Annotated in this window: 23 protein-coding genes and 1 pseudogene; 5 read left to right on the forward strand and 19 right to left on the reverse strand. The window is 62.3% G+C overall.

The window, feature by feature from the left end:
- A pseudogene (locus OO306_RS24070) lies at positions 1-91 on the forward strand (NUDIX hydrolase); the annotation flags it as partial.
- A gap of 108 nt (positions 92-199) precedes the next feature.
- A complete protein-coding gene (locus tag OO306_RS24075) occupies positions 200-1,429 on the forward strand; it encodes a nucleoside recognition domain-containing protein (protein WP_027591961.1) in 1,230 nt (409 codons plus the stop codon).
- Here the strand turns inward: OO306_RS24075 and OO306_RS24080 are convergent.
- From OO306_RS24080 to OO306_RS24120, 9 genes are all read right to left on the reverse strand, one after another.
- A complete protein-coding gene (locus OO306_RS24080) occupies positions 1,411-2,034 on the reverse strand; it encodes an ABC-type transport auxiliary lipoprotein family protein (RefSeq protein ID WP_027591960.1) in 624 nt (207 codons plus the stop codon). The two genes, OO306_RS24075 and OO306_RS24080, sit on opposite strands and share 19 nt — an antisense overlap.
- The gene (locus OO306_RS24085; RefSeq protein WP_027591959.1) at positions 2,031-2,969 is read right to left on the reverse strand and encodes an MlaD family protein; all 939 of its coding nucleotides are present in this window, start codon (positions 2,967-2,969) and stop codon (positions 2,031-2,033) included. The genes OO306_RS24080 and OO306_RS24085 overlap by 4 nt, the downstream gene beginning before the upstream one ends.
- 3 nt (positions 2,970-2,972) lie before the next feature.
- Positions 2,973-3,764 (reverse strand): ABC transporter ATP-binding protein, encoded by a 792-nt coding sequence (locus tag OO306_RS24090; RefSeq protein ID WP_027591958.1) that lies wholly within the window; start codon positions 3,762-3,764, stop codon positions 2,973-2,975.
- Positions 3,761-4,894: an ABC transporter permease gene (locus tag OO306_RS24095; RefSeq protein ID WP_085272102.1), complete on the reverse strand. Its 1,134-nt coding sequence runs from the start codon at positions 4,892-4,894 to the stop codon at positions 3,761-3,763. The genes OO306_RS24090 and OO306_RS24095 overlap by 4 nt, the downstream gene beginning before the upstream one ends.
- Positions 4,895-5,037: 143 nt before the next feature.
- Complete coding sequence (locus OO306_RS24100; protein WP_238209788.1) at positions 5,038-6,060, reverse strand: DUF5924 family protein; 1,023 nt, start codon at positions 6,058-6,060, stop codon at positions 5,038-5,040.
- A 133-nt stretch (positions 6,061-6,193) separates the two neighbouring features.
- Positions 6,194-7,600, reverse strand: a complete 1,407-nt coding sequence (locus tag OO306_RS24105) for a pitrilysin family protein (protein WP_265970091.1) — start codon at positions 7,598-7,600, stop codon at positions 6,194-6,196.
- Between the two features lie 30 nt (positions 7,601-7,630).
- Positions 7,631-9,289 carry a Na/Pi cotransporter family protein gene (locus OO306_RS24110; RefSeq protein WP_099428020.1) on the reverse strand — a complete coding sequence of 553 codons (1,659 nt, stop codon included), beginning with the start codon at positions 9,287-9,289 and terminating at the stop codon, positions 7,631-7,633.
- A 299-nt stretch (positions 9,290-9,588) separates the two neighbouring features.
- Positions 9,589-10,359, reverse strand: a complete 771-nt coding sequence (locus tag OO306_RS24115) for a TerC family protein (RefSeq protein WP_027591953.1) — start codon at positions 10,357-10,359, stop codon at positions 9,589-9,591.
- A 73-nt stretch (positions 10,360-10,432) separates the two neighbouring features.
- The gene (locus OO306_RS24120; RefSeq protein ID WP_085272100.1) at positions 10,433-11,740 is read right to left on the reverse strand and encodes a CitMHS family transporter; all 1,308 of its coding nucleotides are present in this window, start codon (positions 11,738-11,740) and stop codon (positions 10,433-10,435) included.
- Positions 11,741-12,007: 267 nt separating this feature from the next.
- Between OO306_RS24120 and OO306_RS24125 the strand changes: the two genes are divergently transcribed.
- The gene (locus OO306_RS24125) at positions 12,008-12,409 is read left to right on the forward strand and encodes a GFA family protein (RefSeq protein WP_265970092.1); all 402 of its coding nucleotides are present in this window, start codon (positions 12,008-12,010) and stop codon (positions 12,407-12,409) included.
- A 123-nt stretch (positions 12,410-12,532) separates the two neighbouring features.
- On the opposite strand, the gene OO306_RS24130 is transcribed toward OO306_RS24125, so the two are convergent.
- The 10 genes from OO306_RS24130 to OO306_RS24175 all read right to left on the reverse strand — a co-directional run bounded on the left by OO306_RS24130 (position 12,533) and on the right by OO306_RS24175 (position 22,370).
- Positions 12,533-14,488, reverse strand: a complete 1,956-nt coding sequence (locus tag OO306_RS24130; RefSeq protein ID WP_265970093.1) for a DUF4105 domain-containing protein — start codon at positions 14,486-14,488, stop codon at positions 12,533-12,535.
- On the reverse strand, positions 14,485-14,805 hold the full coding sequence (locus tag OO306_RS24135) for a DUF2388 domain-containing protein (protein WP_027591949.1): 321 nt from the start codon (positions 14,803-14,805) through the stop codon (positions 14,485-14,487). Before OO306_RS24135 ends, OO306_RS24130 begins: the two co-directional genes overlap by 4 nt.
- Positions 14,806-14,841: 36 nt before the next feature.
- A complete protein-coding gene (locus tag OO306_RS24140; protein WP_265970094.1) occupies positions 14,842-15,147 on the reverse strand; it encodes a DUF2388 domain-containing protein in 306 nt (101 codons plus the stop codon).
- Positions 15,148-15,233: 86 nt separating this feature from the next.
- Positions 15,234-15,551 carry a DUF2388 domain-containing protein gene (locus tag OO306_RS24145; protein ID WP_027591947.1) on the reverse strand — a complete coding sequence of 106 codons (318 nt, stop codon included), beginning with the start codon at positions 15,549-15,551 and terminating at the stop codon, positions 15,234-15,236.
- A 295-nt stretch (positions 15,552-15,846) separates the two neighbouring features.
- Positions 15,847-16,062, reverse strand: a complete 216-nt coding sequence (locus OO306_RS24150; protein WP_012269957.1) for a DUF1127 domain-containing protein — start codon at positions 16,060-16,062, stop codon at positions 15,847-15,849.
- A 408-nt stretch (positions 16,063-16,470) separates the two neighbouring features.
- Positions 16,471-17,964: an acetyl-CoA hydrolase/transferase family protein gene (locus OO306_RS24155; RefSeq protein WP_265970095.1), complete on the reverse strand. Its 1,494-nt coding sequence runs from the start codon at positions 17,962-17,964 to the stop codon at positions 16,471-16,473.
- A 187-nt stretch (positions 17,965-18,151) separates the two neighbouring features.
- A complete protein-coding gene (locus OO306_RS24160; protein ID WP_265970096.1) occupies positions 18,152-19,588 on the reverse strand; it encodes an NAD(P)(+) transhydrogenase (Re/Si-specific) subunit beta in 1,437 nt (478 codons plus the stop codon).
- Positions 19,589-19,590: 2 nt separating this feature from the next.
- On the reverse strand, positions 19,591-19,905 hold the full coding sequence (locus tag OO306_RS24165; RefSeq protein WP_027591944.1) for an NAD(P) transhydrogenase subunit alpha: 315 nt from the start codon (positions 19,903-19,905) through the stop codon (positions 19,591-19,593).
- A gap of 12 nt (positions 19,906-19,917) precedes the next feature.
- A complete protein-coding gene (locus tag OO306_RS24170; RefSeq protein ID WP_027591943.1) occupies positions 19,918-21,039 on the reverse strand; it encodes a Re/Si-specific NAD(P)(+) transhydrogenase subunit alpha in 1,122 nt (373 codons plus the stop codon).
- A gap of 428 nt (positions 21,040-21,467) precedes the next feature.
- The gene (locus tag OO306_RS24175) at positions 21,468-22,370 is read right to left on the reverse strand and encodes a LysR family transcriptional regulator (protein WP_027591942.1); all 903 of its coding nucleotides are present in this window, start codon (positions 22,368-22,370) and stop codon (positions 21,468-21,470) included.
- A gap of 162 nt (positions 22,371-22,532) precedes the next feature.
- On the opposite strand from OO306_RS24175, the gene OO306_RS24180 reads away from it, so the two are divergent.
- Positions 22,533-23,714, forward strand: a complete 1,182-nt coding sequence (locus OO306_RS24180) for an acyl-CoA dehydrogenase (RefSeq protein ID WP_027591941.1) — start codon at positions 22,533-22,535, stop codon at positions 23,712-23,714.
- A gap of 14 nt (positions 23,715-23,728) precedes the next feature.
- Positions 23,729-24,949 (forward strand): CaiB/BaiF CoA-transferase family protein, encoded by a 1,221-nt coding sequence (locus OO306_RS24185; protein ID WP_186703874.1) that lies wholly within the window; start codon positions 23,729-23,731, stop codon positions 24,947-24,949.
- The last annotated feature ends 205 nt before the right edge of the window (positions 24,950-25,154 follow it).

A 25,154-nucleotide genomic window follows, 5' to 3' on the forward strand; every position in this document is an offset into this window, starting at 1 on the left:
ACTAGAATGCTACTATCGCGACCGCATCGGGCAGCACTACCCCATAGGCCATGAGTACCTGCCGCCGATGAACGTCTCGCCCACTACTTAAGCCTGCAGGTGCTGCTTCATGCGCTGGTTGTTTGCCATGGGCTACGTTTGGCGCTAATGAACAGCTCGATACGCTATCATTCGGGCATTTTTCAGGGGGAATACACGGATGCTCAACGGCCTTTGGCTCGGCTTTTTTCTGGTGGCGGCCGTGTCCGCCCTGGCCCAATGGCTGATCGGCGGTAACGCCGGCATCTTCGCGGCGATGGTCGAGAGCATCTTTGCCATGGCCAAGCTGTCGGTGGAGGTGATGGTCCTGCTGTTCGGCACCCTGACCCTGTGGCTGGGCTTTCTGAAAATCGCCGAGAAGGCCGGCATCGTCGAATGGCTGGCCAAGGTGCTTGGCCCGCTGTTCGCCAGGCTGATGCCAGAGGTACCCAAGGGCCACCCTGCCCTGGGCCTGATCACCATGAACTTCGCCGCCAATGGCCTTGGCCTGGACAACGCGGCCACGCCGATCGGCCTGAAAGCCATGCGGGCACTGCAGGAGCTGAACCCCAGTAGCACCACCGCGAGCAACGCGCAGATCCTGTTCCTGGTACTCAACGCCTCGTCGCTGACCTTGTTGCCGGTGACCATCTTCATGTACCGCGCGCAACAAGGCGCGGCCGACCCGACGATGGTGTTCCTGCCGATCCTGCTGGCCACCAGCGTGTCGACCCTGGTCGGCCTGCTGTCGGTGGCCGTCATGCAGCGCCTGCGTTTGTGGGACCCGGTGGTACTGGCGTATCTGATCCCCGGTGCGCTGCTGTTGGGCTGCTTCATGGCCTTTCTCGGCACCTTGTCGGCGGCCGCGCTGTCGAGCCTGTCGTCGCTTCTGGGCAACCTCACGCTGTTTGGCGTGATCATGCTGTTTCTAGTGATCGGCGCGCTGAAGCGGGTCAAGGTGTACGAAGCGTTTGTCGAAGGGGCCAAGGAAGGCTTCGACGTGGCCAAGAACCTGCTGCCTTACCTTGTGGCCATGCTGGTGGCGGTGGGTGTGCTGCGCGCCTCGGGCGCCCTGGAGCTGGCGCTGGATGGCATTCGCCATGCGGTGAACTGGATGGGCCTGGATACACGCTTCGTCGAAGGCCTGCCCACCGCGCTGGTCAAGCCGTTCTCCGGCAGTGCCGCGCGGGCGATGTTGATCGAGACCATGCAGACGCAAGGCGTGGACAGCTTCCCGGCATTGGTCGCAGCGACCATCCAGGGCAGTACCGAGACCACGTTCTATGTGCTGGCGGTGTACTTCGGTGCGGTGGGCATCCAGCGGGTGCGCCACGCGGTCGGTTGCGCACTGCTGGCGGAGTTCTCCGGGGTGGTCGCGGCGATCTTCGTCTGCTACTGGTTCTTCGGCTGAGCCTGCGCGGCCTGGGCGACTGTCCAGGCCACCACCTGCCCTGCCAGCTGGTCGCTGGCTGCGCCGAAGCCTGCGACGACAGCCGCGACCTGCTTGTCGGCCAACGGCCGGCGGATTTCGAACCGTTTGCTGGCCAGAATGCGCTGGCTACGGCCCTGGACCAGCCGCGCATCGTAACGAATCACCACCTCCACTGCCCCGTCCGGGCGGTACTCGCTTTGAAACGCCTGCAGTTCGCCGGCCAGCTCGTAGTCAGCCTGCAGGTTGCTGTCGTCGGCGCTCAGGCGCTGCACCTGGCCGTCACGCTGGAACCCGTCGAGCAAGCGGTTGCGCAGCAGTACCGGCACAGCGTCGCTCCAGCGTGCGCCCTTGTAGCTGCTGACCACGTCCCCTTGTGGAATCACCGTGATCCGGGGGCCGGCCAGCACTTCGCTGGCCAGGGGTTTGTTCAGCCGCAGCGACCAGTCCAGCGGCGTGGCAACGCGGCTTGGCTGGTTCACGGGCAGGCGATAGAGGTCCACAGGTTCGCTTGGCGGCAGGATCGAGCAGGCACTGGCCAGGCTCATCGCGGCCGCCAGGGCCAATAGGCGCAGCGAAGGTTTCATGGCTGGAACTCCTTGTTGTTGTCGCGGCCGAGCAGGTAGCCGCTCGGGTCGGCCTCCAGTTGCCGGGAAATGCCCTTCAGTGCGTTGAGGGTCTCGCGCAGCTCGCGGATTGCGGGGGTTAGCTGGTTCAGGCCCTGGGCACCGTCGCCAATGGCCTCACTGTTGTTCTTGAGCAGCTGGTTGATGGTTGCCGTGCTGTCGGCCAGCGACTGCATGGCCTGCCCGGCATTGCCGATGGCTTGCTTGCCTTCGCTGCCGAGCAGGCCGTTGGCGTTGCGCATCAGTGCCTGGGTTTCGGCCAGGGTGGCGCTGGCCTGTTTGCCAACCTGCACCAGTTGCTCGATGGCCTGGGCAATGCCGCCGTTCTGGCCGGCGAAGGCACTGGTGGTCTTGTCGAGGTTGGCCAGGGTGCTGCTGAGGTGGCCAATGTTGTCGTCAGAGAACATCTGGTTGGCGTTGTGCAGCAGCAGGTTGATGTTGGTCACCAGGTCGCTGCTGTCGTTGAGCAGGCGTGAGATCGGCGAAGGCGAAGCGATGATCACGGGCAACTTGCCGTCCTTGCCCTTGAGCTCCGGGCTGTGGGGCGTGCCGCCGCTGAGCTGGATGAACGAGTTGCCGGTGACCCCGGCCAGGGTCAGCTTGGCCTGGGTGTCTTCCTTGACCGGTGTGTCGCCGCTCAGCCGTACGCGGGCGAGCACGCGGCGCGGGTCTTTGGGGTCCAGGCGCAGGGTCGACACGTCGCCGACCTTGATGCCGTTGTACTGCACCGGGCTACCCCGGGACAGGCCCGAGACGGCTTCGTTGAACACCACTTCGTAATCCTTGAAGGCATCGTCGACACTGGACTTGGTCAGCCACAGGCCGAACAGCATGGCACCGGCCACCACCAGGACGGTGACCAGGCCAATGAGGACATGATGTGCTCGGGTTTCCATCGTTCAGCGCTCCTGCCTCGGGCGGGCGGCGGCCTGTTCGGCTGCACGCCCGCGGGGGCCGTGAAAGTATTCTTGAATCCAGGGGTCGTTGGCTTGCTCGACCTCGGCCAGGGGGCCGGCCACCAGCACCTTCTTCTGCGACAGCACCGCGATGCGGTCGGTGATGGTGTAGAGGGTGTCCAGGTCGTGGGTGATGAGGAACACCGAGAGGCCCAGTGCGTCGCGCAGGGTCAGGATCAACTGGTCGAACGCGGCGGCGCCGATCGGGTCGAGGCCCGCGGTGGGTTCATCGAGGAACAGGATGTCCGGGTCCAGGGCCAAGGCGCGTGCCAGCGCCGCGCGCTTGATCATGCCGCCGGACAGCGAGGCCGGGTATTTGTCGGCGGCCGAAATCGGCAGCCCGGCCAGGGCCAGCTTGACCCCGGCCAGGTGTTCGGCATCCGCGCGGGACAAACCAGCATGCTCGATCAGCGGCAAGGCGACGTTTTCGGTGATGGTCAGCGACGAGAACAGCGCACCCTTCTGGAACAGCACGCCGAAGCGCCGCTCGACCAATGAACGCTGCTCTTCGCGCAGCTCGGCCAGGTCTTGGCCGAATACCTTGATCTGCCCTTCGTTGGGCCGGCGCAGGCCAATGATGCTGCGCAGCAGCACCGATTTGCCGCTACCCGAGCCGCCGACCACGGCCAGGATCTCGCCCCGGTACAGGTCCAGGTCGAGGTTTTCATGCACGCTCTGGCTGCCGAAGCGGTTACAGATGCCCCGGGCCTCGATGACTGTTTCGCGCCCGCTCACCAGCCCATCTCCATGAAGAACAGTGCCGCCACCGCGTCCAGCACGATGACCACGAAAATCGACTGCACCACTGCCGAGGTGGTGTGTGCCCCTACGGATTCTGCGCTGCCACTGACTTTGAAGCCTTCAAGGCAGCCGATGGCCGCGATCAGGAAGGCGAAAAACGGCGCCTTGGCCAGGCCGACGAGGAAGTGCTGCACACCGATGTCGGTCTGCAGCAGCGACAGGAACATGGCCGGCGAGATATCCAGCGACAGCGCGCAGACCACCGCGCCGCCGACGATGCCACAGATCATCGCGAGGAAGGTCAGCAGCGGCAACGAGATCAGCAGGGCCAACACCCGGGGCACGACCAGCAACTCCATCGGGTTCAGGCCCAGGGTGCGGATGGCGTCGATTTCTTCGTTGGCCTTCATCGAGCCGATCTGCGCGGTGAAGGCACTGGCCGTGCGGCCGGCCATGAGGATGGCGGTCAGCAGCACGGCGAATTCACGCAGGAACGAGAACGCCACCAGGTCGACGGTAAAGATGGTCGCGCCGAAGGCAGCCAGCACCGTGGCGCCGAGAAACGCCACCACCGCACCTACCAGGAAGGTCAGCAAGGCCACGATGGGGGCGGCGTCCAGGCCGGTTTGCTCGATGTGAGCGACCACCGGGGTAAGCCGCCAGCGGTGCGGCTGGAAGGCCCTTCGCAGCAGGGTTTCCAGAATCAGGCCGACGAAGCCGAGCAATTGCCGGGTGTCTTGCCAAAGGGTATTGACGGCACGGCCGATGCGCTCCAGCAGCAACAGCAGCACCGGGCGTTCTGCCTCCTTGACCGGGATGCAGTAGTCCTGGACGGAGCAGTAGACGTTCTTGAGCAGGGCGCGGCTGGCGTCGGGCAGGCTGTCGGTGCAATGGGACAGGCGCTCGGAACCGAGCAGTTCGGCCAGCAGCGAGGCGCCGGCGGTGTCGAGGCGGCCCAGTTGGCTGAGGTCGGCAACGGTGTCGCTGCTGCATTGCGTGCGCAACTGCTCGCTTTCGCGCTTGAGGCTGGCGTAGTGGGCCAGGGTCCAATCACCGGTAATGCGCAGGCAGGCGGGGTGTTGATTGGTGTCCAGGGTGGCACTGGGGGGGGTCATAGGCTCCATGCAACTGACTCGGCGCTAAGGCTTAGGGGCTGATCATAGCGCAGAGGGCATGGGCTGGTTTGTTGATTATGTGCTGAGTGTGGGCGCTGGGGGCCGCTTTGCGGCCCATCGCAGCGGTTCGGCGCCCCGGCAAGCCCCAACCATCACTTCGTCGCAGTGTCGTCGACCACCTTGAAGCGCAGCACACCAATCACCTGCCCGTCTTCGGTCAGCACCCTCACCTGCCATTTGCCCACCGGGTTAGGCGGGAAGTTCTGCTTGTGGGTCCAGGCGCGGTAGCCTTCCTTGCGCCCACCGTGGATGTCCAGGGCAATACGGTCGACTTCCGTGCCGTCCTTTTGCCACACGTGATAGATCCGCTCGTTCAGGCCTCGTGGTGCGTTGATCGAGGTGTACGCATACAACCCGCTGCTCTTGATGCGGCTGGCAGCGATCTCGTCCAGCGACTCGCCGGGCTGGCGGTTGAGCACTTCGGTACTGACGGCCACTTCGGTCATCCACAGCGTCGCCGGTGGTACCCAGGAGCGTAGCAACCAGCCTCCGGCCCCGACCGACAGCGTCACCAGCACCAGGGCCACGCCGCGCCGCCAGGTATTCACCGGGAAGCTGCTGGCCAGGCTCGGGAACGACAGGGCCATGGCGATGATCAACGCCAGCTTGAAGCTCTGGGCGGTGGTCAGGTGCAAAATGATGGGCAGCGCGGTCAACAATGCTGCGAACAACGTCAGGGTGTGCAGCGCGAGGAACAGCCAGCGCCGTGGGGCCAGCCACTTGTAGTACAGCGGGTCGACGATCGAAATCAGCCCGGCAGCGCCCAGCAAGCCGGTGAACACCAGCTGCCCGCTGTTCCAGGTGGTGGTGATGAAGAAGAACGGCAGGACAAAGAACAGGGTTTCCTGGTGGATCATCTGCGTCGCGTAGCGCAGCAAGGGCTGCGGGATTTCGCGGTTGAAGGTGCGGGCGAACAGGCCGGTAAGGGTGTTTTCCAGCATCAGCCAGACCCAACTGACCAGCATCAGGACGGCTACCCAGCTGGCAAGGCCGGCCTGGCGGTCGACCAGGATGAAGCTGCCGATGCCAGAGAGGAACCCCCCAAGCGCAATGATGCCGGGGTAGCGTTTAAGCAGTTCGATGACGCGCTGGACGAAGCGGGGAATTGGGGGCATGGGTCTACAACAGGAGAGATAGGGTGGCTGTGCCGGCCGCTTCGCGGACAAGCCCGCGCCCACAGGGGCAATGTCTACCGTTGTGGAGGCGGGCCCGCGAACAGGCCGGTACTGGCTAAAGGATACCGCCGAATCACTTCTGCCGTGTAGCACCGCTCGGTGGGTGCGGGGTGTGCCGGCGCCAGCGCAGCAACCCTGCCGCCAGGATCAGCCCCAGCAGCAGGGCGAGCAGCCCGTACAGTTCGTCGTAACCCAGCAGCGGTTTCTCGATGCGCAGGTAACCCGGGTCCTTGAGCAATTCCTTCAGTGCCTCATTGGCCTGTGCCAGGCTGACCTGGCGCAACTTGCGCGCAGGGTTGGCAAAGCGACCGTCGGTGTAGTCGTTCAACGCGCCCCAGTAATAGTCGGCCAAGGCACTGTTGCCTTGGGTACTCCAGCTTTCCCGGGCAATGCTGGCGTCCTTGATACGGGCGAAGGTGTCCGGGTCGAGGCCTTCCTTGCGCAGGTGATCGAACAAGCCCTGCATCACCTTGACCGCCTTGTCGATGTCGTCGCGTTCCAGGTCGGCGTTAAGGCTGAGCATGCCACTGTCGCCGAAGCTTTCGCGCTGCACGGATGGGCCGTAGGACAGCCCATTGCGCAGGCGCAACTGGTCGTACAGTGCCCAGTCCAGGTAGCGTGACAGCAGGTCGAGGGTCGGCTGGTGGTCGTTGTCCAGCACCGGCTCGATGAACAGCCAGTGCAACTTGACGCTGTCGCCCAGCCAGCCGCGGGTCAGGTCGCGGCGTTGTTCGGCCTGCTGGCTGATGCTCTCGAGGTTGCGGCGCTCTTCCGGTTCGGTGGCAGGCAGCTCGCCAAAGGTCCGCTCCAGGTAGGCCGGCAGCAGGCGGTCGAGGCCACCGACCAGGATCAGGGTCATGTTGTTGGCCGCGTACCAGCGGTCGCGCAGGGCCTGCACCTGTTCCAGGGTCATGTCGTCGATGTTCGAGCGCTCGGCGCATTTGAGGCCCAGCTCGGTAGCCAACTGGTCACTGGCGGGGTGGCCGATGTCCTGGCGGTCGAGCCAGCGCTGCAGGTGGCCATAGTGGCCGCCATCTTCGCGCTCGATGATTCTTTTCGCCGTGGCCAGGGCCTTGGCATCGATCGGGGTGTCGCGGATTATCGCCAGCAGCAGGTCGAGGACTTTACGCTGGTTGCGCGCCGGCGCTTCGATCACGAAGGTGGTATCGGCGCTGCTGGTGTAGGCATTCCACTCGCCGCCCAGGGCTTGCAGGCGCTCTTCCAGGCCGCCCTCGCCCGTTTCGTCGATGCCGCTGAACAGCAAGTGCTCGAGCAAGTGCGGCAGCTCTTTCTGCTCGCAACTGAAGTCATCCAGGCCGACCCCCACCACCAGGCGGATGGCCACGTGGTCGCGTTCATAGCCGTTCTTGAGGATGACCTGCAGGCCGTTGGGCAGCAGGTAGCCTTCAACCCGCGAGCGGTCGAGGGCGAGCGTGGGCAGGCTGCAGATCAGTAGGCAAACGAACATCAGGCAACGCATGGGCGAGCTTGGATCTCCTGGTTGGCGAAATCACGGCAAGCGGGCTTCGTCCGGCACGCTGTCGAGCATTAGCCCGCCCGTGTCCGAGCCACCGAGTACCACATAGGCACTGCTGCAGAACAAAGAGTTCAACCGCTTCATGTCTGCGATCAGCTCCAAGTGTAGCGAACTGGTCTCGATACTTTGCACCACCTTGCGTTGCAGGCGGCTGACATGGGCGTGGGCAAGGCGCCGTTCCTGTGCACGAAACCGGCGTTTTTCACGCAGCAACAGCTGCGCGCTTTCGGGGTCGGCGCTGAGGAATACGGACAGGCCTAGGCGCAGATTCGACAGCAACTGCTCCTGCAGGCCGGTCAGTTCCTCCAGGCCGACCTGGGAAAACTCGCGGCGCTGGCTGGTTTTCTGCTGCTGGACTTTGCGCAGCATGCGTTCGACCAGGTCGCAGGCCAGCTTGAGGTTGATCGCCAACTCGATGATTTCGGCCCAGCGCCGGTTATCGCGCTCGCTGAGGTCCTCCCGCGTCATCTGCGCCAGGTACAGTTTGATGGCGCTGTACAGGGCCTCGGCATCCTCGGCCAACGCGCGCACCTGCTGTGGCAGGGCGGCTTGCGTGCCGCGCAGGGCCCCGAGCATGGCTTCGAGCAGGCTGTCGACGATGTCGCCCAGGCGCAGGGTTTCGCGGGCCGCGTTGGCCAGTGCCAGGCTGGGCGTTTCCAGCGCTGAGGCATCAAGGTGGCGCGGGCGTACTTGGCCATTGCCGTTTTCGCGCTCGGGCAGCAAGAAGTTGCACAGCCGGCCCATGGGTTTGACGGTTGGCAGCATGAGCAAGCAGCGCAGGGTGTTGTAGAGCAGGTGGAACCCGATCACTAGCTCCTGAGGGCTGAAGCTCAAGGTGTCCATCCACTCCACCAGTGGGTGCAGCACCGGAATGATCAGCAACAGGCCGAACAGCTTGTACAGCAAGCTGCCCAGCGCGACGCGCCGCCCGGCGGCGTTCTGCATGCTGGTGCTGATGAAGGCCAGCAAGCCGCTGCCGATGTTGGCACCCACCACCAGGCCGATGGCCACCGGCAGGCTGATCACTTCAGCGCCGGCCAGGGTCGCGGTGAGCAACACCGCCGCCAGGCTGGAATAGGAGATCATCGCAAACAGCGCGCCGACCAAGGCGTCGAGCAAGATGTCCCCGGTCAACGACGCGAACAGGACTTTCACGCCCTGGGCATGGGTGATGGGCGCAGCGGCCTGCACGATCAGCTCCAGGGCCAGGATGATCAAGCCAAGGCCAATCCCTACCCGCCCCAGCTGGCCGACGCGGGTTTGTTTGCGCGAGAGGAAAAAGATCACACCCAGGAAGATCAGCAGGGGCGACAGCCACGACAGGTCGAAGGTCAGCACCCGGGCCATGAGCGCGGTACCGACATCGGCGCCAAGCATGATCGCCAAGGCCGGTGTCATGGCCATCAGGCCTTGGCCGACGAAGGATGTGACCAGCATCGCGGTGGCGTTGCTGCTCTGCACCATGGCGGTAACCAGAATCCCAGCGATGAACGCCAGGGGGCGTTTGTTCATGTTCTGGCTGATGATGCGGCGCAGGTCAGAGCCGAAAACCCGGAGGATGCCGGTACGCACGATGTGTGTGCCCCAGACCAAAAGCGTCACGGCCGAGAGCAGGTTGAGCAGGGTCAGCATGGCGAAGCCCCCTGTTGCCAATGGCCCATGTGGGCCAATAAGTGGAGCGTGGGCGTTTTGGAAAATTTCAGTGCCCACTCAAAGCTTTAGTTGTTTTGTGCAGCGCTTGCCAGCTTCGCATGGCTGTCGGCGATTTGAAACAACCGGACATGAATGTGTGCCCGGCTGGCCTCTTGGCGGTTAAACCCGCGCCCACCGGGATCGTTGGCGGCCTGTGGGAGCGGGTTTTACCCGCGAAGAGGCCGGCAGGCACGAAAAAGGGCCCCGAAGGGCCCTTGCTTGAAACGCGCTTCCTGGGTTTATTGACCCGGAATGTCCTTGCGCAGTTTCACCGGATCATGCTCTTTGCCATCTTTGCGCGACAGGGCGGTGCGCATACGGATGTTGATCGCTTCGACCGCCAGCGAGAACGCCATGGCGAAGTAGACGTAGCCTTTTGGCACATGCACGTCGAACGATTCGGCGATCAGCACGGTACCGACCACGATCAGGAACGACAGCGCGAGCATCTTCAGCGAAGGGTGCTTGTCGATGAAGTTACTGATGGCACCGGCGCACAGCATCATCACCAGCACGGCGACGACAATGGCGGCGATCATTACCGGCACATGGGAGACCATGCCCACAGCGGTGATCACCGAGTCCAGCGAGAACACGATGTCGATGATGGCGATCTGGATGATGGTGTAGAAGAACTTGCCGCCCGCGCCTTTCGGTTCGTCCGAGCTTTCGTCTTCGCCTTCCAGGCCGTGGTAGATCTCCTGGGAGCTCTTCCACAACAGGAACAGGCCGCCGAAGAACAGGATCAGGTCGCGGCCGGAGATGCCTTGGCCGAAGACCACGAACAGATCGGCGGTCAGGCGCATGACCCAGGTGATCGACAGCAACAGCATGATACGCGTGACCATGGCCAGGGCCAGGCCGAAGATCCGGGTACGTGGCTGCATGTGCTTGGGCATGCGGCTGACCAGGATCGAGATCATGATGATGTTGTCGATCCCGAGAACGATCTCAAGCGCGGTGAGGGTGAAAAAGGCAACCCAGATTTCCGGGCTGGTCAGCCATTCCATGTGTATTCCTTCGAACGGTAAAGGCGACGCGCCCCAATTTGGGGCGCATCGCGGGAGGGGTAATACGTGTTTATTAAAGACTACTGAACAGCGGGAAAATCCCCATCAGCAGCGCGGCGAGCATTATGCACAGGCACACCAGAACTGCCCACTTCAGGGTGAAGCGCTGGTGGTCACCGAACTCGATGCCGGCCAGGGCCACCAGCAGGTAGGTGGAGGGTACCAAGGGGCTGAGCAGATGTACCGGCTGGCCGACGATCGACGCGCGGGCCATCTCGACCGGGCTGATGCCGTAGTGGCTGGCTGCCTCGGCGAGTACCGGCAACACGCCGTAGTAGAAGGCGTCGTTGGACATGAAGAACGTGAACGGCATGCTCACGATCGCGGTGATCACCGCCAGGTACGGGCCCAGGGCCTCGGGGATGACCGCCAGCAGGCTCTTGGACATGGCATCGACCATGCCTGTGCCGGACAGGATGCCGGTGAAGATACCGGCGGCGAAGATCAGCCCGGTTACCGCCAGAACGCTGCCGGCGTGGGCGGCAATGCGGTCTTTTTGCTGCTGCAGGCAGGGGTAGTTGACGATCATGGCGATGCTGAAGGCGATCATGAACAGCACCGGCAGTGGCAGCACGCCTGCGATCAGGGCAACCATCAGGGCCGCGGTCAGGGCACCGTTGAAGTACAACAGTTTTGGCCGGCGCGCCTCCGGGAACTGCGACACGGTGATTTCGCTGTGGTCGATGTCGTCGGTCGGCAGGTGCAGTTCGCCCAGGCGGGCACGTTCACGCTTGCCGTACATATAGGCAATGGCCAGGATCGCCAGTACGCCGAACAGCATGGCTGGGATCATGGGCACGAAAATGTCTGACGGGTCCACGTGCAGTGCGCTGGCGGCGCGTGCGGTCGGGCCACCCCAGGGGGTCATGTTCATCACCCCGCCGGCCAGGATGATCAGGCCGGCCATGATCCGCGGGCTCATGCCCAAGCGGCTGTACATGGGCAGCATGGCGGCGCAGCAGATCATGTAGGTGGTGGCGCCGTCACCGTCGAGCGAGACCACCAGGGCCAGCACGGCGGTGCCGACCGAGACTTTCAGCGGGTCGCCTTTGACCAGCTTGAGGATCTTGCGCACGGCCGGGTCGAACAGGCCGGAGTCGATCATCAGGGCAAAGTAGAGGATGGCGAACATCAGCATCACGCCGGTGGGCGCGAGTTTGCTGATGCCCTCGAGCATCATGGGGCCGATCTTGGCGGAGAAACCGCCGAACAGGGCGAACAGGATCGGTACCAGGATCAGCGCGATCAAGGCCGACAGGCGCTTGGTCATGATCAGGTACATGAAGGTGATGACCATGGCAAAGCCGAGGAAGGTCAGCATGGCAATACTCCAGGCGTGGCGCGGCGAAAGGACAGTCGATTCGGGCGGATCAGCGCGTCAGGCGCTGTGCAGGGAGCATGCGGAGGGGGACGACATGAAGGCGGGCACAGGAATACATCAGAATCACCATTGTTGTTGTTGATTGGGCCGGGCGCGGAAGGTTCCGGGTGCCCTGGCTGACCGGTCTTGTGCCGGTAGTGGGCGCTATCCTAAGAGGGCAAGCTTTCAGCCAGCTTTCGCTGTGACAAAGGCGACGGGAGGTAGGTGATGCAGAATGTGACCGAAGGTGGCTGCCACTGTGGTGGCTTGCGGTATCGGCTGGAGGGCGCGCTGACAGATGTCGCCCACTGCCATTGTTCGATCTGTCGGCGCGTCAGTGGCGGGTTGGTGGTGACTTGGCTGACGTTGTCGCGTTCCGCATTTCAGTGGTTGGCGGGCGAGCCGCGCTGTTATGTGGCGCCGGCCAGTTGCAGCCGGTATTTTTGCGGGCAGTGTGGGGCGCATGTGGCATTGGTCACTTCGCACAGCCCGGACAGCATCGATGTGACGGTGGCGACGCTGGACCACCCGGAGCGGGTGCGGGCCAACCGGCATATCTGGACGGGTAGCCGGTTGCCCTGGTTGCACCTGGATGAGGATCTGCCTGGGGAGGTTGGGGAAAGCCTGTAGGTCATCTGTTTGGTCACATGGCCTTCGCGGGCAAGCCCGCTCCCACAGGTACCCCACTGCGCCAAGGGCAGTGATAAACCTGTGGGAGCGGGCTTGCCCGCGATGAGGCCGGTGCTGTGATCACTACAACTGCAACCCGCCTGCGGCCTTGTGCAGCGTTCGCAGATGCTCACCCACCTGCTTCACGTTGGTCTCGATCGCGGCAATCTCCTTGGCCCGCGACGGATCCAGCAGCGCCCTCACCTCTTTGTCCAGGTCGGTGCTCAGGCGCAGCAACTGGGCCTGCCGCTCGCTGCTGACTTTCTCCAGGTGCTTGCGCTCATCGGGCTGCGGTAGACCATAGCCTTTGGCGTCCAGCAGTTCTGCCGGGCGGCTGAGGAAGCCGCTGTTGGCGAGCATCTGCTGCAGCGTCTGGTTGGCCTTGTCGATGCTGCCATCCTTCAGCGCAGCCGCGTTCAGGTAGCGCTGCTTGACCTCGTCCTGGGCCAGCAACAGCTGGCGGCGCAGGCTGGCCTGTTCGAGCAGCAGCAAGGCAGCGCTGGTGCGCAGGTCGGCCCGGGCGAACCAGCCGCGGCGCTGTTCGGCATCCAGGGCCAGCCAGTCCTCGACCTTGTCCTGCTTGATCGGCAGCTGCTTTTTCAGCACGTCGAACATGGCCTGGTAGCGGTCACGGTAGGAGTCGAAGCGGTAACCCAGGCGCAGGGCTTCGCGGGGGTCATCAAGCACACTGGTATCGGCAATGCCGCGCCCTTTGAGCACTTCCAGCAGGCCGTTGGGCATGATGCTGTCGAGGTCGTTCAGGCGCGGGTTGGCGGTGCCACTGCGCAGCAGTTTCAGCGATTCGACCGCGCAATTGTTGGACAGGAAGTAGTAATTGCCGTCGTAGCTCCAGTGCATTTCCGCCGCTTGGCGCACCAGGTTCTCGACTTCCTGGCGGTCGAGCTTGAGGGGGATCGACGCCAGGCTGCGCAGCTCGGTCTTGGTGTACTCGTCGATGACCTGGCCCAACGGCAACACGAACAGCCGCGATGGATAAGCGCCGACCAGGCCGTCCCAGCTGGACAACTGCACATCGTTGACGAAGGCGCGGTACGACAGCACCAGGTGCTGGTCGAGGTCCAGGCGGCAATCCGGGCCGCGCGGCCGCCCAGGTTTGCAGATGACCAGGCGCAGCATGCTGTGGCCCCAGCGGCTGACCCAGTTCTGATTGGCCTCGGCCAGCAGGTAATCGACTTCATAAACGCGTTCGGGGTCGATTTCGCCCAGTGGCTGGCGAGCGAAGTCGCTGCCCGCGTTGAGGAATGGCAAGCCCTTGGCGCAGCTCTCTTGTGCGGGTGCCCAGCCGAAGTGGTCGCGCAGGTACTGGTTCAAGGCGGGGCGCCGGCAGGCATAGCTCGGGTCGAGGAGGAAGTACTCCATGTTGACCGCGATGAATTCCTTGGGGCTGCTCAGCTCATAGGTGTCTGGGCTGCGCACGAACTGGCCGTTGTGCTGCTCGCGCTCACCGCGGCGGCCGACATATTGCTGCCAGCCCGCAAGGTCGAGCAGGCGTGGGTCATCGCTCAAGGTGAAGCGCCGCTCGGCCTGGCCGCGGCACGCCTCTGGCAAGCCGATTTTGCCCACGGTGCCCTGCTGGCGCTTGCAACGGGCGATCAGCGAGCGCTCGGTGGCCGGCCACAACCGGGCCCGGTCGTAAATGTGAGTCAGTTCATGCAGGACAGTCGCCAACAGCTCTTCGCGCACGGTGCCGTGTGGGCGGTGGGTGCGTTCGCGGGCGGCGCTGCCATCGACCAGCCCGGGCAGTAGGCGGCTGTTGAGCTCCAGGGTAGAAACCAGCGACGCCTGGCCATAGGCGTCGGCCGGCATGCGCGCCGTCCAGCTGACCTGCACACGCCGGTCCAGTTGCTGCTTGAAGCGCGGCGGCAGCTTGCTCAGTGCTTCGTCGAGCAGTGCCTGGCTGGCTTGGCGTTGTTGAGGGTCGAGGCCGGAAGCCTGCAGCTCAAGCTGCAGGTCGGCCAGGGCGGGTGTGCCGAGCAGCGTCAGGGCGCAGCCGAGCAGCCAGGCACGCACCTGGTTCACAGCGCGAGAATGGCTTCAGCCAGCACTTGGTCGCTGGCGCCTCGCGCTTCAGGCAGGCGCTCGCGCAGGGTATTGAACGCAGCTTCAAGCTGGGCGCCACGGATATCACCGTTGCTGGCGACGAAGCTGGCGGCATCGTCGTGCGCTTCACGCACGACTTTGGAGTCACGGATCGAGGTGGTGGTGTCGGACGTGAAATCGATCGAACGGCCAAAGGCACGCACGATGATGTTGCTGGTGGCCACCAGCGTCTGTGCCTGGGCCAGGTCGGCCAGCAGCAGCATGCCGAGGGTAGCGGCAATCAGCGGTTTACGCATGGAGCATCTCCGAAAAATACAGGGAGTCAGGTGTAGTCATTGGACGAGAATTGCCTGCGCCAGTTCCAGCTCGCCGACAGCCTGTGCGGCACCGAGCTGGCGCAGCGAGGCGAACGCCGCTTCCAGGCGCGCACCGCGGATCAGGCCATCGCTGGCGACGAATACCGCAGCATCGTCACGGGCCTGGCTGACCAGCTTACGGTCGAACGGCGCTGTGGTGACTTGGCTGGTGACATAGCCTGTGATGACCAGGCTTTGCGTGGTGGTGTCCAACGCATGGGCAGGTGCCATGCTCAGGGGAATGCCAACGGCGACAAACAACAACGGCAACAGATAACGCATGGGCTTCTGACGGCTGGGAACGAGGGGGTGAATACACCTGCGGCTGTGCGGGCGAGCACCCGTACAGTCGCAGGGTTCAGTGCAGGTCAGATGGCCAGGATGGCCTGTGCCAGCTGTGCGTCGCTAGCCTGCAGGGTCGGCATTTGCGCGCGAATGTGCAGGAAGGCGCTTTCCAGCTTGGCGCCGCGAATGTCGCCTTGGCTGCCAACGAAGCTGGCGGCATCGTCACGGGCGGCTTGGACGATCTTGTCGTCGCGGAACGACGACGATACGTCGGAGGTGGCGTCAGTGGATGCAGCGACAGCGCCCACGACTGCGTCAGTGGTGACGACGAAGCTGGTGGCGCTGGCGGTGCCGGCCAGGCTCAGCATCAGGGCGGCGCCAATCAGGTGTTTAAGGGACATGATCGTGGACTCCTAGGGGATTCTGCTAATCGGACGCTCGCACTGCGCGTCTCGGTACTTTTCAACATCTGGTTTCTACCAGACTGTTAAGCGAAGCGTATCACGCGTCGATGTTTCTGGATGTTAATGAACAGCCCTTCCTAGTACTGTACTGGTGTGTTTTCACTTTATAGGAAACTGTACCTGTATTGCTGATAGCCGCTCTGGCACGTGGCTTACAAACAAAAAACCCGCTGCAGTCACCTGCAACGGGTTTGAGAATTCGCGGTGCCGGGCGTAGCCGGCAAGCCGGAGCTTAGCGCCAGAAAGGCTTGCTCAGCTCTTCGTAACGCTGCGACTCGCTGATACCGGCGTCGGCCAGCAGGCGGGAGTCCAGACGAGCCAGTTGACGGCGGCTGGCCATGCGACGCTGCCACAACAGCAGGGTGGACAGGGCGCGCAGAGGCATCGAAGCGTTGGATTGTTGGGCGTTGCTTTCAAAAACCAGACCGGAACTGAGTGTACGTTCCATGATGTTTCATCCTTCCGCTTATGGCGGGATTAGGTAGTGATTTAACTGATGCCAATGATCCTCCTCTCTTGTCCATAACAGTAGATACAGTTCTGCGGCATTACGATGGTTCAGTTAACTGTGTAACCCTACTGTTGCACTCGAAATAGGCGCAACTGTACTGGTCTGCACTTATATGGTGCAAAATGCTCGGGGATGAGAGGTGGTCAGCAGAAGGTAAGCTAAGAATACCAGTACAGTAGTACAGTTTCTGTAGCTTGATTGGCGGTCGTTTCGAGCGAGGGGTTTGACTGTACCGGCCCTATAGTCGGCAAGCCGCCTTTAACCGATACGGCGCTGACGACGAATCGCGCGTGTACCGGTTGAAGGCGGCTTGTTTGGAGCGGTGTAACGACAAGCGTGTGGGAATCAGCTGGCGAGCATGCGCCCGGTCTCTTCCAGGTTTTCGTGCCAGCTCAACGCTTCGCGCAGAATGTGCGGCGTATGGCCACCGCGCTGGCAGGCGCGATCGAAGTAGTCGTTCAGCGCTGCGCGGTAATCCGGGTGCACACAGTTATCGATGATTGCCCGGGCACGCTCGCGTGGCGCCAGGCCGCGCAAGTCGGCAAGCCCCTGCTCGGTGACCAGGATATCGACGTCGTGCTCGGTGTGGTCGACGTGGCTGACCATCGGCACCACGCTGGAAATCGCGCCACCCTTGGCAATCGACTTGGTGACGAACACGGCCAGGTGCGCGTTCCGGGCGAAATCGCCAGAACCACCGATGCCGTTCATCATCCGCGTGCCGCACACGTGGGTGGAGTTGACGTTGCCGTAGATGTCGAACTCCAGCGCGGTGTTGATACCAATGATGCCCAGGCGACGGACCACCTCTGGGTGGTTGGAGATCTCCTGTGGGCGCAGCACCAGCTTGTCCTTGTAGCGCTCCAAGTTGCCGAACACATCGGCATTGCGACGGGTCGACAGGGTGATCGAGCTGCCCGAGGCGAAGCTCAGCTTGCCGGCGTCGATCAGGTCGAAGGTCGAATCCTGCAGTACTTCGGAGTACATGGTCAGGTCTTCGAACGGCGAATCGATCAAGCCGCACATCACCGCGTTGGCGATGCTGCCGATACCGGCCTGCAGTGGGCCGAGCTTGTTGGTCATGCGGCCAGCGTCGACTTCCTTCTTGAGGAAGGTGATCAGGTGGTCGGCGATGCCCTGGGTTTCGTCGTCCGGCGGCAATACAGTGGATGGCGAGTCCGGCTGGTCGCTGATGACGATACCGACGATCTTGGCCGGGTCGATCGGGATGGCGGTGCTGCCGATGCGATCATCGACCTTGACCAGCGGGATCGGTGTGCGGGTTGGGCGGTAGGTCGGGATATAGATGTCGTGCAGGCCTTCGAGGTTGGCGTTGTGCGACAGGTTGATCTCGACGATCACTTGCTTGGCGAAGATCGCGAAGCTGGCCGAGTTGCCTACCGAGGTGGTCGGCACGATATGGCCTTGTTCGGTGATGGCCACGGCTTCGATGACGGCGATGTCCGGCAGCTTGAGCTGCTGGTTGCGCAATTGCTCGACGGTTTCCGACAGGTGCTGGTCGATGAACATCACCTGTCCGTCGTTGATGGCCTTGCGCAGGGTGCTGTCGACCTGGAAGGGCATGCGGCGAGCCAGCACGCCGGCCTCGGTCAGCTGCTTGTCCAGGTCATTGCCCAGGCTGGCGCCGGTCATCAGGCTGATTTTCAGCGGCGACTGCTTGGCACGTTCGGCCAGGGCATGGGGTACGGCCTTGGCTTCGCCGGCGCGGGTGAAGCCGCTCATGCCGACGGTCATGCCGTCCTCGATCAGACCAGCGGCATCAGCCGCACTCATTACCTTGCTGTGCAGGGAGGACAAGCGGATACGATCACGGTACATGGATTGTTATCTCAGGCTACTGAAGCTACTGGAGCGCAGTCTAGAGATTTCGCCGGTTGCCGTCCCACGACCATGGTCGTATGAGAAGCCCGGAAGTAGAGCCGTTGATCTGGATCAGGCAAATGTAAAAGCCCCGCAGATTTCTCGGCGGGGCTTCTTATATAGCGCACGGTTTGCAGCCAGTGGGTTACTCCACGGCTTTGACCATATCCTCGATTACCTTCTTGGCGTCACCGAATACCATCATGGTCTTGTCCAGGTAGAACAGTTCGTTGTCCAGGCCTGCATAGCCGCTGGCCATGGAGCGCTTGTTGACGATGATGGTCTTGGCCTTGAACGCTTCCAGGATCGGCATGCCGGCAATCGGCGACTTGGGATCGTTTTTCGCTGCCGGGTTGACCACATCGTTGGCGCCCAACACCAGTACCACGTCGGCCTGGCCGAACTCGGCGTTGATGTCGTCCATCTCGAACACCTGGTCGTACGGCACTTCGGCTTCGGCCAGCAACACGTTCATGTGCCCCGGCATGCGGCCTGCCACCGGGTGGATCGCGTACTTCACGGTCACACCGTTGTGGGTCAGCTTCTCGGTCAGCTCCTTCAGCGCGTGCTGGGCACGGGCGACTGCCAGGCCGTAACCCGGCACGATGATCACCGTGTCGGCATTGCTGAGCAGGAAGGTAGCGTCGTCGGCCGAACCCGATTTTACCGGGCGAGCTTCCTGGGTGCCTGCGGGGCCACCGGCATCGGTCGCGCCGCCGAAGCCGCCGAGGATGACATTGAAGAACGAACGGTTCATCGCCTTGCACATGATGTACGAGAGGATGGCACCGCTGGAGCCGACCAGCGAGCCTGCGATGATCAGCATCGAGTTGTTCAGCGAGAAGCCGATACCCGCTGCTGCCCAGCCCGAATAGCTGTTGAGCATCGACACCACCACCGGCATGTCCGCGCCACCGATCGGAATAATGATCAGCACGCCCATGATGAAGGCCAGAGCCAGCATCAGGGTAAAGGCACTGTAGTGGCCGGTGAAGGTGAATAGCAGGCCCAGGGCGATGGTGGTCAGGCCCAGGATCAGGTTCAGCTTGTGCTGGCCGGCGAACTGTACCGGTGCGCCTTGGAACAGGCGGAACTTGTACTTGCCCGACAGCTTGCCGAAGGCGATCACGGAACCGGAGAAGGTGATGGCACCAATTGCCGCGCCGAGGAACAGCTCCAGGCGGTTACCCGTCGGGATCGGGTCGCTGATGCTGGCGACGATACCCATCGACTGCGGCTCCAATACGGCGGCAATGGCGATGAACACCGCGGCCAGGCCGATCATGCTGTGCATGAAAGCGACCAGTTCCGGCATCTTGGTCATCTCGACCCGCTTGGCCATGATCGAACCCGCGGTACCACCGACCAGCAGGCCGACGATCACGTAGCCGATACCGGCCGTTGCCAGTTCTGCGCCCAGCTTATAAATGAGGCCAACCGTAGTGACGATTGCCAAGCCCATGCCGATCATGCCGAACAGGTTGCCGCGGCGTGACGTGGTCGGGTGCGAAAGGCCCTTGAGCGCCTGGATGAAGCAGATCGAGGCGACCAGGTATAGAAGCGTTACCAGATTCATGCTCATGCTTACTTCTTCGCCTCGTTCTTGGCTTTCTTCTTGAACATCTCAAGCATGCGACGGGTGACCAGGAAGCCACCGAACACGTTGACCGCAGCCAAGGCCACGGCCAGCGTGCCCATCAGCTTGCCGGCGGGCGTTACGGTCAGCGCCGCCGCCAGCATGGCACCGACGATGACGATGGCCGAGATGGCGTTGGTGACCGCCATCAGCGGCGTGTGCAGCGCTGGGGTGACGTTCCACACCACGTGGTAGCCCACATAGATGGCCAGCACGAAAATGATCAGGTTGTAGATGCCATGGGAAATCAGCATGTCTTCCATTTGTCGTGCTCCTTAGCCGTTCTTGCGGACGACTTGGCCATCGCGGCACATGAGGCAGGCCGCGACGATGTCGTCTTCGAGGTTGATGACCAGCGCGTTGTCCTTGTCGAACAACAGCTTCATGAAGTCCAGCAGGTTGCGTGCGTACAGTGCCGATGCATCGGCCCCCACCTGGGCAGGCAGGTTGGTCGGGCCGACGATGGTCACGCCGTTTTCCTGCACCACCTGGTCGGCGACGGTCAGTGGGCAGTTACCGCCTTGGGCGGCCGCCAGGTCGATGACCACCGACCCAGGCTTCATCTGCGCGACGGTTTCGGCGCTGAGCAGGGTCGGCGCCTTGCGGCCAGGGATCAGTGCGGTGGTGATGACGATGTCGGCCTGCTTGGCGCGTTCGTGTACGGCCTGGGCCTGGCGCTGCATCCAGCTGGCCGGCATTGGCCGGGCATAGCCACCAACGCCCTCGGCGCACTCACGTTCCTCATCGGTTTCGTAAGGCACGTCGATGAACTTGGCGCCCAGCGATTCGATCTGCTCTTTAACGGCGGGGCGTACATCCGACGCCTCAATCACGGCACCCATGCGCTTGGCGGTAGCAATGGCCTGCAGGCCTGCAACGCCTGCGCCGAGGATCAGCACGCGAGCAGCCTTCACGGTACCGGCGGCCGTCATCAGCATGGGCATGAAGCGAGGGTAGTAGTGCGCTGCCAGCAGTACCGCCTTGTAACCGGCGATGTTGGCCTGGGACGACAGCACATCGAGGCTTTGTGCCCGCGAGGTACGCGGCGCTGCTTCGAGGGCGAAGGCGGTGATACCGCGCTCGGCCATCTTGCCGATCAGTTCACTGTTGAACGGGTTGAGCATGCCCACCAGCAGGCTGCCGCTGTTGATCAGCGCCATCTCCTGGTCGTTGGGCGCGACTACTTTAAGTACCAGTTGCGCGCCGTAGGCATCGGCGGCGGTACCCAGGGAGGCACCCACAGCCTCATAGGCACTGTCCGGAATGCTGGCGTTTAGCCCTGCCCCCCGTTGGACGGTGACCTGATGGCCCTGGGCAACCAGTTTTTTGATGGTTTCAGGGGTCGCGGCGACCCTTGTCTCACCCGTCTGCGTCTCGAGAGGAACACCAATGTGCACGACTATGTCTCCTGCGGTGACCTTTTGTCTTTGTTGAAGCCAGCGTACTTCGGCTGGTGCGCTGGTGCGGTCCAACCCGCCGAATCCTAGGCGGGCCAGGCATTTTGCAGATGAACCCAAGGGGCTTCAACCGGTTCTGGAGCGAAACGAAGTTAAAACTACAAGTCACCCTGTGACCGTATGTCGCAAGCCTTCGGTTGCAGCCCGTCAAACATGGGCCATTGGGAGATTAGGAGATAAAACTAAAAAAAATTGCGGTATTTCGCTTACAGTTCGCTCAATGTCGCAATTTAAGCCTGAAAGCCGCGCAGTCAGCAGGGTTAAACGGGATTTTCAGGCTTGCGTAACAGTTTTCGAATATGCGACAAATACATATATCTGTAGGTGTTTAAAATAATTGACTACGAAGTCAGGTTGTTTGGCTGCGACTAGGCAGAGGCGGTGGTGTAAGCCTGCGCTTGTGCTACCAGCCAGTCGCGGAAAGCCCGTAGCGAGGCAGACTCCACTTTGCGTTCGGGAATCATCAGATAGTAGGCCTTGTCACTGCTCAGGGCATGCCTGTTAGCGACCACCAACCTACCCTCCTGCAACTCCCGCTGGATTAGAAAGGGCGGGATCAGCGCGATACCCATTTCGTGCATCGCCGCCTGCGCGAGCATCGAGAATAGTTCATAACGCGGGCCTGTCATGTCGCGCTCCACGTTCATGCCCAGGCCGCCGAACCATTGCCGCCAGGCATAGGGGCGCGTGGTCTGCTGCAGCAATGGCAGTTGCGCAATGCGGCGGGCGTCGAGCATGCCCTGCCCGCCCAGCAACGCCGGGCTGCAGACGGGGACAGGGTTCTCGCCCATCAGCCTATGTGACTGGGTGCCGGACCAGTCGGCATCGCCGAAATAGATGGCTGCATCAAAGGCTGTGTCGGCAAACAGAAATGGCCGGGTGCGGTTGGTCAGGTTGACGGTGACGTCGGGGTGGCGCTGCTGGAAGTCCTTGAGCCTGGGGAGCAGCCATTGGGTGCCGAAGGTGGGTACCACGGCCAGTTCGATCACATTGGCGCCCTGCTGGCGCATGACCGACAAGGTATCGCGCTCTACCGCATCCAGCTGCGCGGCAACCTGGCGGCTGTAGGAAAGGCCAGCCTCGGTCAGCTTCACCCCGCGCCTTGAGCGGCGAAACAGTTCCACATTAAGGAAGGCCTCCAGGCCGCCGATCTGCCGACAAACGGCGCCCTGGGTCAGCGCGAGTTCTTGCGCGGCCTTGGTGAAGCTCTCGTTACGCGCTGCCGCCTCGAAACAGACCAGGGCGGCAGTGCTGGGGATCTTGCGGCGCATGTACGTCAACCTCACTTGTAAGGCTGTCAATGTGGCGTTTTGCTGATTTACGAAGTGATAAATTATCACTAATCCGTGCGCAATCCTCGTTTGTCCCGACGGCCGATCAGGCCTAGGCTCAAGGGCACAAGAATTTGCTCTCTTTTTTCGAGGATTTCGCTCATGGCCGGTAAAGCAAGCTTCAACTGGATCGATCCGCTGCTGCTCGATCAGCAGCTCACTGAAGAAGAGCGCATGGTGCGTGACAGCGCTTATCAGTTCGCCCAGGACAAGCTGGCGCCGCGCGTGCTCGAAGCCTTCCGCCATGAGCAGACCGACCCGGCGATCTTCCGCGAGATGGGTGAAATCGGTTTGCTGGGTGCCACCATCCCCGAGCAGTACGGCGGCAGCGGCCTTAATTATGTGTGTTACGGGCTGATCGCTCGCGAGGTCGAGCGGATCGACTCTGGCTATCGCTCGATGATGAGTGTGCAGTCTTCCCTGGTAATGGTACCGATCAACGAATTCGGCACCGAGGCGCAGAAGCAGAAGTACCTGCCCAAGCTCGCCACGGGTGAGTGGATCGGCTGCTTCGGCCTGACCGAGCCTAACCACGGCTCCGACCCGGGCTCGATGATCACCCGGGCCAGAAAGGTGGACGGCGGCTACCGCCTGACCGGTAGCAAGATGTGGATCACCAACAGCCCGATCGCCGATGTGTTCGTGGTGTGGGGCAAGGATGACGCTGGCGATATCCGCGGCTTCGTGCTGGAAAAGGGCTGGGAAGGCCTCAGCGCCCCGGCGATCCACGGCAAGGTGGGCCTGCGTGCTTCGATCACAGGTGAGATCGTGATGGACAACGTGTTCGTGCCTGAGGAGAACATCTTCCCAGACGTGCGCGGCCTCAAGGGCCCGTTCACCTGCCTGAACTCGGCACGCTATGGCATCTCCTGGGGGGCGTTGGGCGCCGCCGAGGCCTGCTGGCATACCGCGCGCCAATATACCCTGGACCGTCAGCAGTTCGGCCGCCCGCTGGCAGCCAATCAGCTGATCCAGAAAAAGCTGGCCGACATGCAGACCGAGATCACCCTGGCACTGCAGGGCTGCCTGCGGTTGGGGCGCATGAAGGATGAAGGCACGGCGGCTGTCGAGATCACCTCGATCATGAAGCGTAACTCTTGCGGTAAAGCCTTGGATATCGCCCGCATGGCGCGTGACATGCTGGGGGGTAACGGCATTTCCGATGAATTTGGCGTGGCTCGCCATCTGGTGAACCTTGAGGTGGTCAACACCTATGAAGGTACCCATGACGTGCATGCGTTGATCCTGGGGCGTGCTCAGACCGGCATCCAGGCCTTCTATTAATAAGGAGCCAGCCCATGGGCGCGCTATCACATCTGCGGGTGCTGGACCTTTCGCGCGTGTTGGCCGGCCCATGGTCTGGCCAGATTCTCGCTGACCTTGGGGCTGACGTGATCAAGGTCGAGCGCCCAGGTAATGGCGATGATACCCGCTCGTGGGGGCCGCCTTTCCTCAGGGATACCCGGGGTGAGAATACCAGTGAGGCCGCCTATTACCTCTCGGCCAATCGCAACAAGCGTTCGGTGACGATCGACTTCACGCAGCCTGAAGGGCAACGTTTGGTGCGTGAGCTGGCGGCGAAGTCGGATATTGTCATCGAGAACTTCAAGGTGGGTGGCCTCGCAGCCTATGGGCTGGATTACCAAAGCCTGAAAGCGCTCAACCCAAAGCTTATCTATTGCTCCATTACCGGTTTTGGCCAGACCGGGCCCTATGCCAAGCGCGCGGGCTATGACTTCATGATCCAAGGGCTGGGTGGTCTGATGAGCCTGACCGGTCGGCCTGAGGGGGAAGAAGGTGCAGGGCCGGTAAAGGTTGGCGTGGCGCTGACTGACATTCTTACTGGGTTGTACTCGACTGTGGCGATTTTGGCTGCCCTCGCCCATCGGGACCAGACCGGGATCGGCCAGCATGTCGACATGGCACTGCTCGATGTTCAGGTGGCCTGCCTGGCGAACCAGGCCATGAACTACCTGACCACGGGCACCCCGCCCCGGCGCCTGGGTAATGCACATCCCAATATCGTGCCTTACCAGGACTTCCCTACAGCGGACGGCGATTTCATCCTTACCGTGGGTAATGATGGTCAGTTTCGCAAGTTTGCCGAGGTGGCTGGGCAGCCGCAGTGGGCGGATGATCCGCGCTTCGCTACTAATAAGCTGCGTGTTGCCAACCGTGGTGAGCTGATTCCGTTGATTCGTCAGGCTACGGTGTTCAAGACCACGGCGGAGTGGGTGAGCCAGTTGGAGAAGGCTGGGGTGCCGTGTGGGCCAATCAATGACCTGGCGCAGATGTTCCAGGATCCGCAGGTGGTGGCTCGAGGGTTGGCGGTGACTATCCCGCATCCACTGGCGGGGAGTGTGCCGCAGGTAGCCAGCCCTATTCGCCTGTCGGAGACGCCGGTGGAGTACCGGCGGGCGCCGCCGCTGTTGGGTGAGCACACCGAGGCGGTATTGAGTGAGGTGCTTGGGTTGGATACTGATGCCGTGCACCGCTTGCGCAGTGCTGGGGTGCTTTGAGCCTATATGGAGAAGTGGAATAGCGGGGAGGCCGAAGGCCTCCCCGCTTTGCTTTTTAGCGATATTAAGGTTTCGTGAAATTAAAGGTTGACGGGCTTTCGAATCCCCTTATAATGCGCCCCACTTCCAGCGTAGTCGGAACGAAAAACTCCTTGAGATTCAACGAGTTAAATAGTTAAGGCGAAGTTTGAAGGGCTTCGATCGA

Origin of the sequence: Pseudomonas sp. DCB_AW, from assembly GCF_026240895.1 — a bacterium.
Taxonomy (GTDB): domain Bacteria; phylum Pseudomonadota; class Gammaproteobacteria; order Pseudomonadales; family Pseudomonadaceae; genus Aquipseudomonas; species Aquipseudomonas kermanshahensis.

What these genes read in the sequence shown, in the direction of transcription:
- OO306_RS24075 (WP_027591961.1), top strand. Translation starts at nt 200, where the DNA reads ATGCTCAACGGCCTTTGGCTCGGCTTTTTTCTGGTGGCGGCCGTGTCC.
- OO306_RS24080 (WP_027591960.1), bottom strand. Translation starts at nt 2,034, where the DNA reads ATGAAACCTTCGCTGCGCCTATTGGCCCTGGCGGCCGCGATGAGCCTG.
- OO306_RS24085 (WP_027591959.1), bottom strand. Translation starts at nt 2,969, where the DNA reads ATGGAAACCCGAGCACATCATGTCCTCATTGGCCTGGTCACCGTCCTG.
- OO306_RS24095 (WP_085272102.1), bottom strand. Translation starts at nt 4,894, where the DNA reads ATGGAGCCTATGACCCCCCCCAGTGCCACCCTGGACACCAATCAACAC.
- OO306_RS24100 (WP_238209788.1), bottom strand. Translation starts at nt 6,060, where the DNA reads ATGCCCCCAATTCCCCGCTTCGTCCAGCGCGTCATCGAACTGCTTAAA.
- OO306_RS24105 (WP_265970091.1), bottom strand. Translation starts at nt 7,600, where the DNA reads ATGCGTTGCCTGATGTTCGTTTGCCTACTGATCTGCAGCCTGCCCACG.
- OO306_RS24110 (WP_099428020.1), bottom strand. Translation starts at nt 9,289, where the DNA reads ATGCTGACCCTGCTCAACCTGCTCTCGGCCGTGACGCTTTTGGTCTGG.
- OO306_RS24115 (WP_027591953.1), bottom strand. Translation starts at nt 10,359, where the DNA reads ATGGAATGGCTGACCAGCCCGGAAATCTGGGTTGCCTTTTTCACCCTC.
- OO306_RS24120 (WP_085272100.1), bottom strand. Translation starts at nt 11,740, where the DNA reads ATGCTGACCTTCCTCGGCTTTGCCATGGTCATCACCTTCATGTACCTG.
- OO306_RS24125 (WP_265970092.1), top strand. Translation starts at nt 12,008, where the DNA reads ATGCAGAATGTGACCGAAGGTGGCTGCCACTGTGGTGGCTTGCGGTAT.
- OO306_RS24135 (WP_027591949.1), bottom strand. Translation starts at nt 14,805, where the DNA reads ATGCGTAAACCGCTGATTGCCGCTACCCTCGGCATGCTGCTGCTGGCC.
- OO306_RS24140 (WP_265970094.1), bottom strand. Translation starts at nt 15,147, where the DNA reads ATGCGTTATCTGTTGCCGTTGTTGTTTGTCGCCGTTGGCATTCCCCTG.
- OO306_RS24145 (WP_027591947.1), bottom strand. Translation starts at nt 15,551, where the DNA reads ATGTCCCTTAAACACCTGATTGGCGCCGCCCTGATGCTGAGCCTGGCC.
- OO306_RS24150 (WP_012269957.1), bottom strand. Translation starts at nt 16,062, where the DNA reads ATGGAACGTACACTCAGTTCCGGTCTGGTTTTTGAAAGCAACGCCCAA.
- OO306_RS24155 (WP_265970095.1), bottom strand. Translation starts at nt 17,964, where the DNA reads ATGTACCGTGATCGTATCCGCTTGTCCTCCCTGCACAGCAAGGTAATG.
- OO306_RS24160 (WP_265970096.1), bottom strand. Translation starts at nt 19,588, where the DNA reads ATGAGCATGAATCTGGTAACGCTTCTATACCTGGTCGCCTCGATCTGC.
- OO306_RS24165 (WP_027591944.1), bottom strand. Translation starts at nt 19,905, where the DNA reads ATGGAAGACATGCTGATTTCCCATGGCATCTACAACCTGATCATTTTC.
- OO306_RS24175 (WP_027591942.1), bottom strand. Translation starts at nt 22,370, where the DNA reads ATGCGCCGCAAGATCCCCAGCACTGCCGCCCTGGTCTGTTTCGAGGCG.
- OO306_RS24180 (WP_027591941.1), top strand. Translation starts at nt 22,533, where the DNA reads ATGGCCGGTAAAGCAAGCTTCAACTGGATCGATCCGCTGCTGCTCGAT.
- OO306_RS24185 (WP_186703874.1), top strand. Translation starts at nt 23,729, where the DNA reads ATGGGCGCGCTATCACATCTGCGGGTGCTGGACCTTTCGCGCGTGTTG.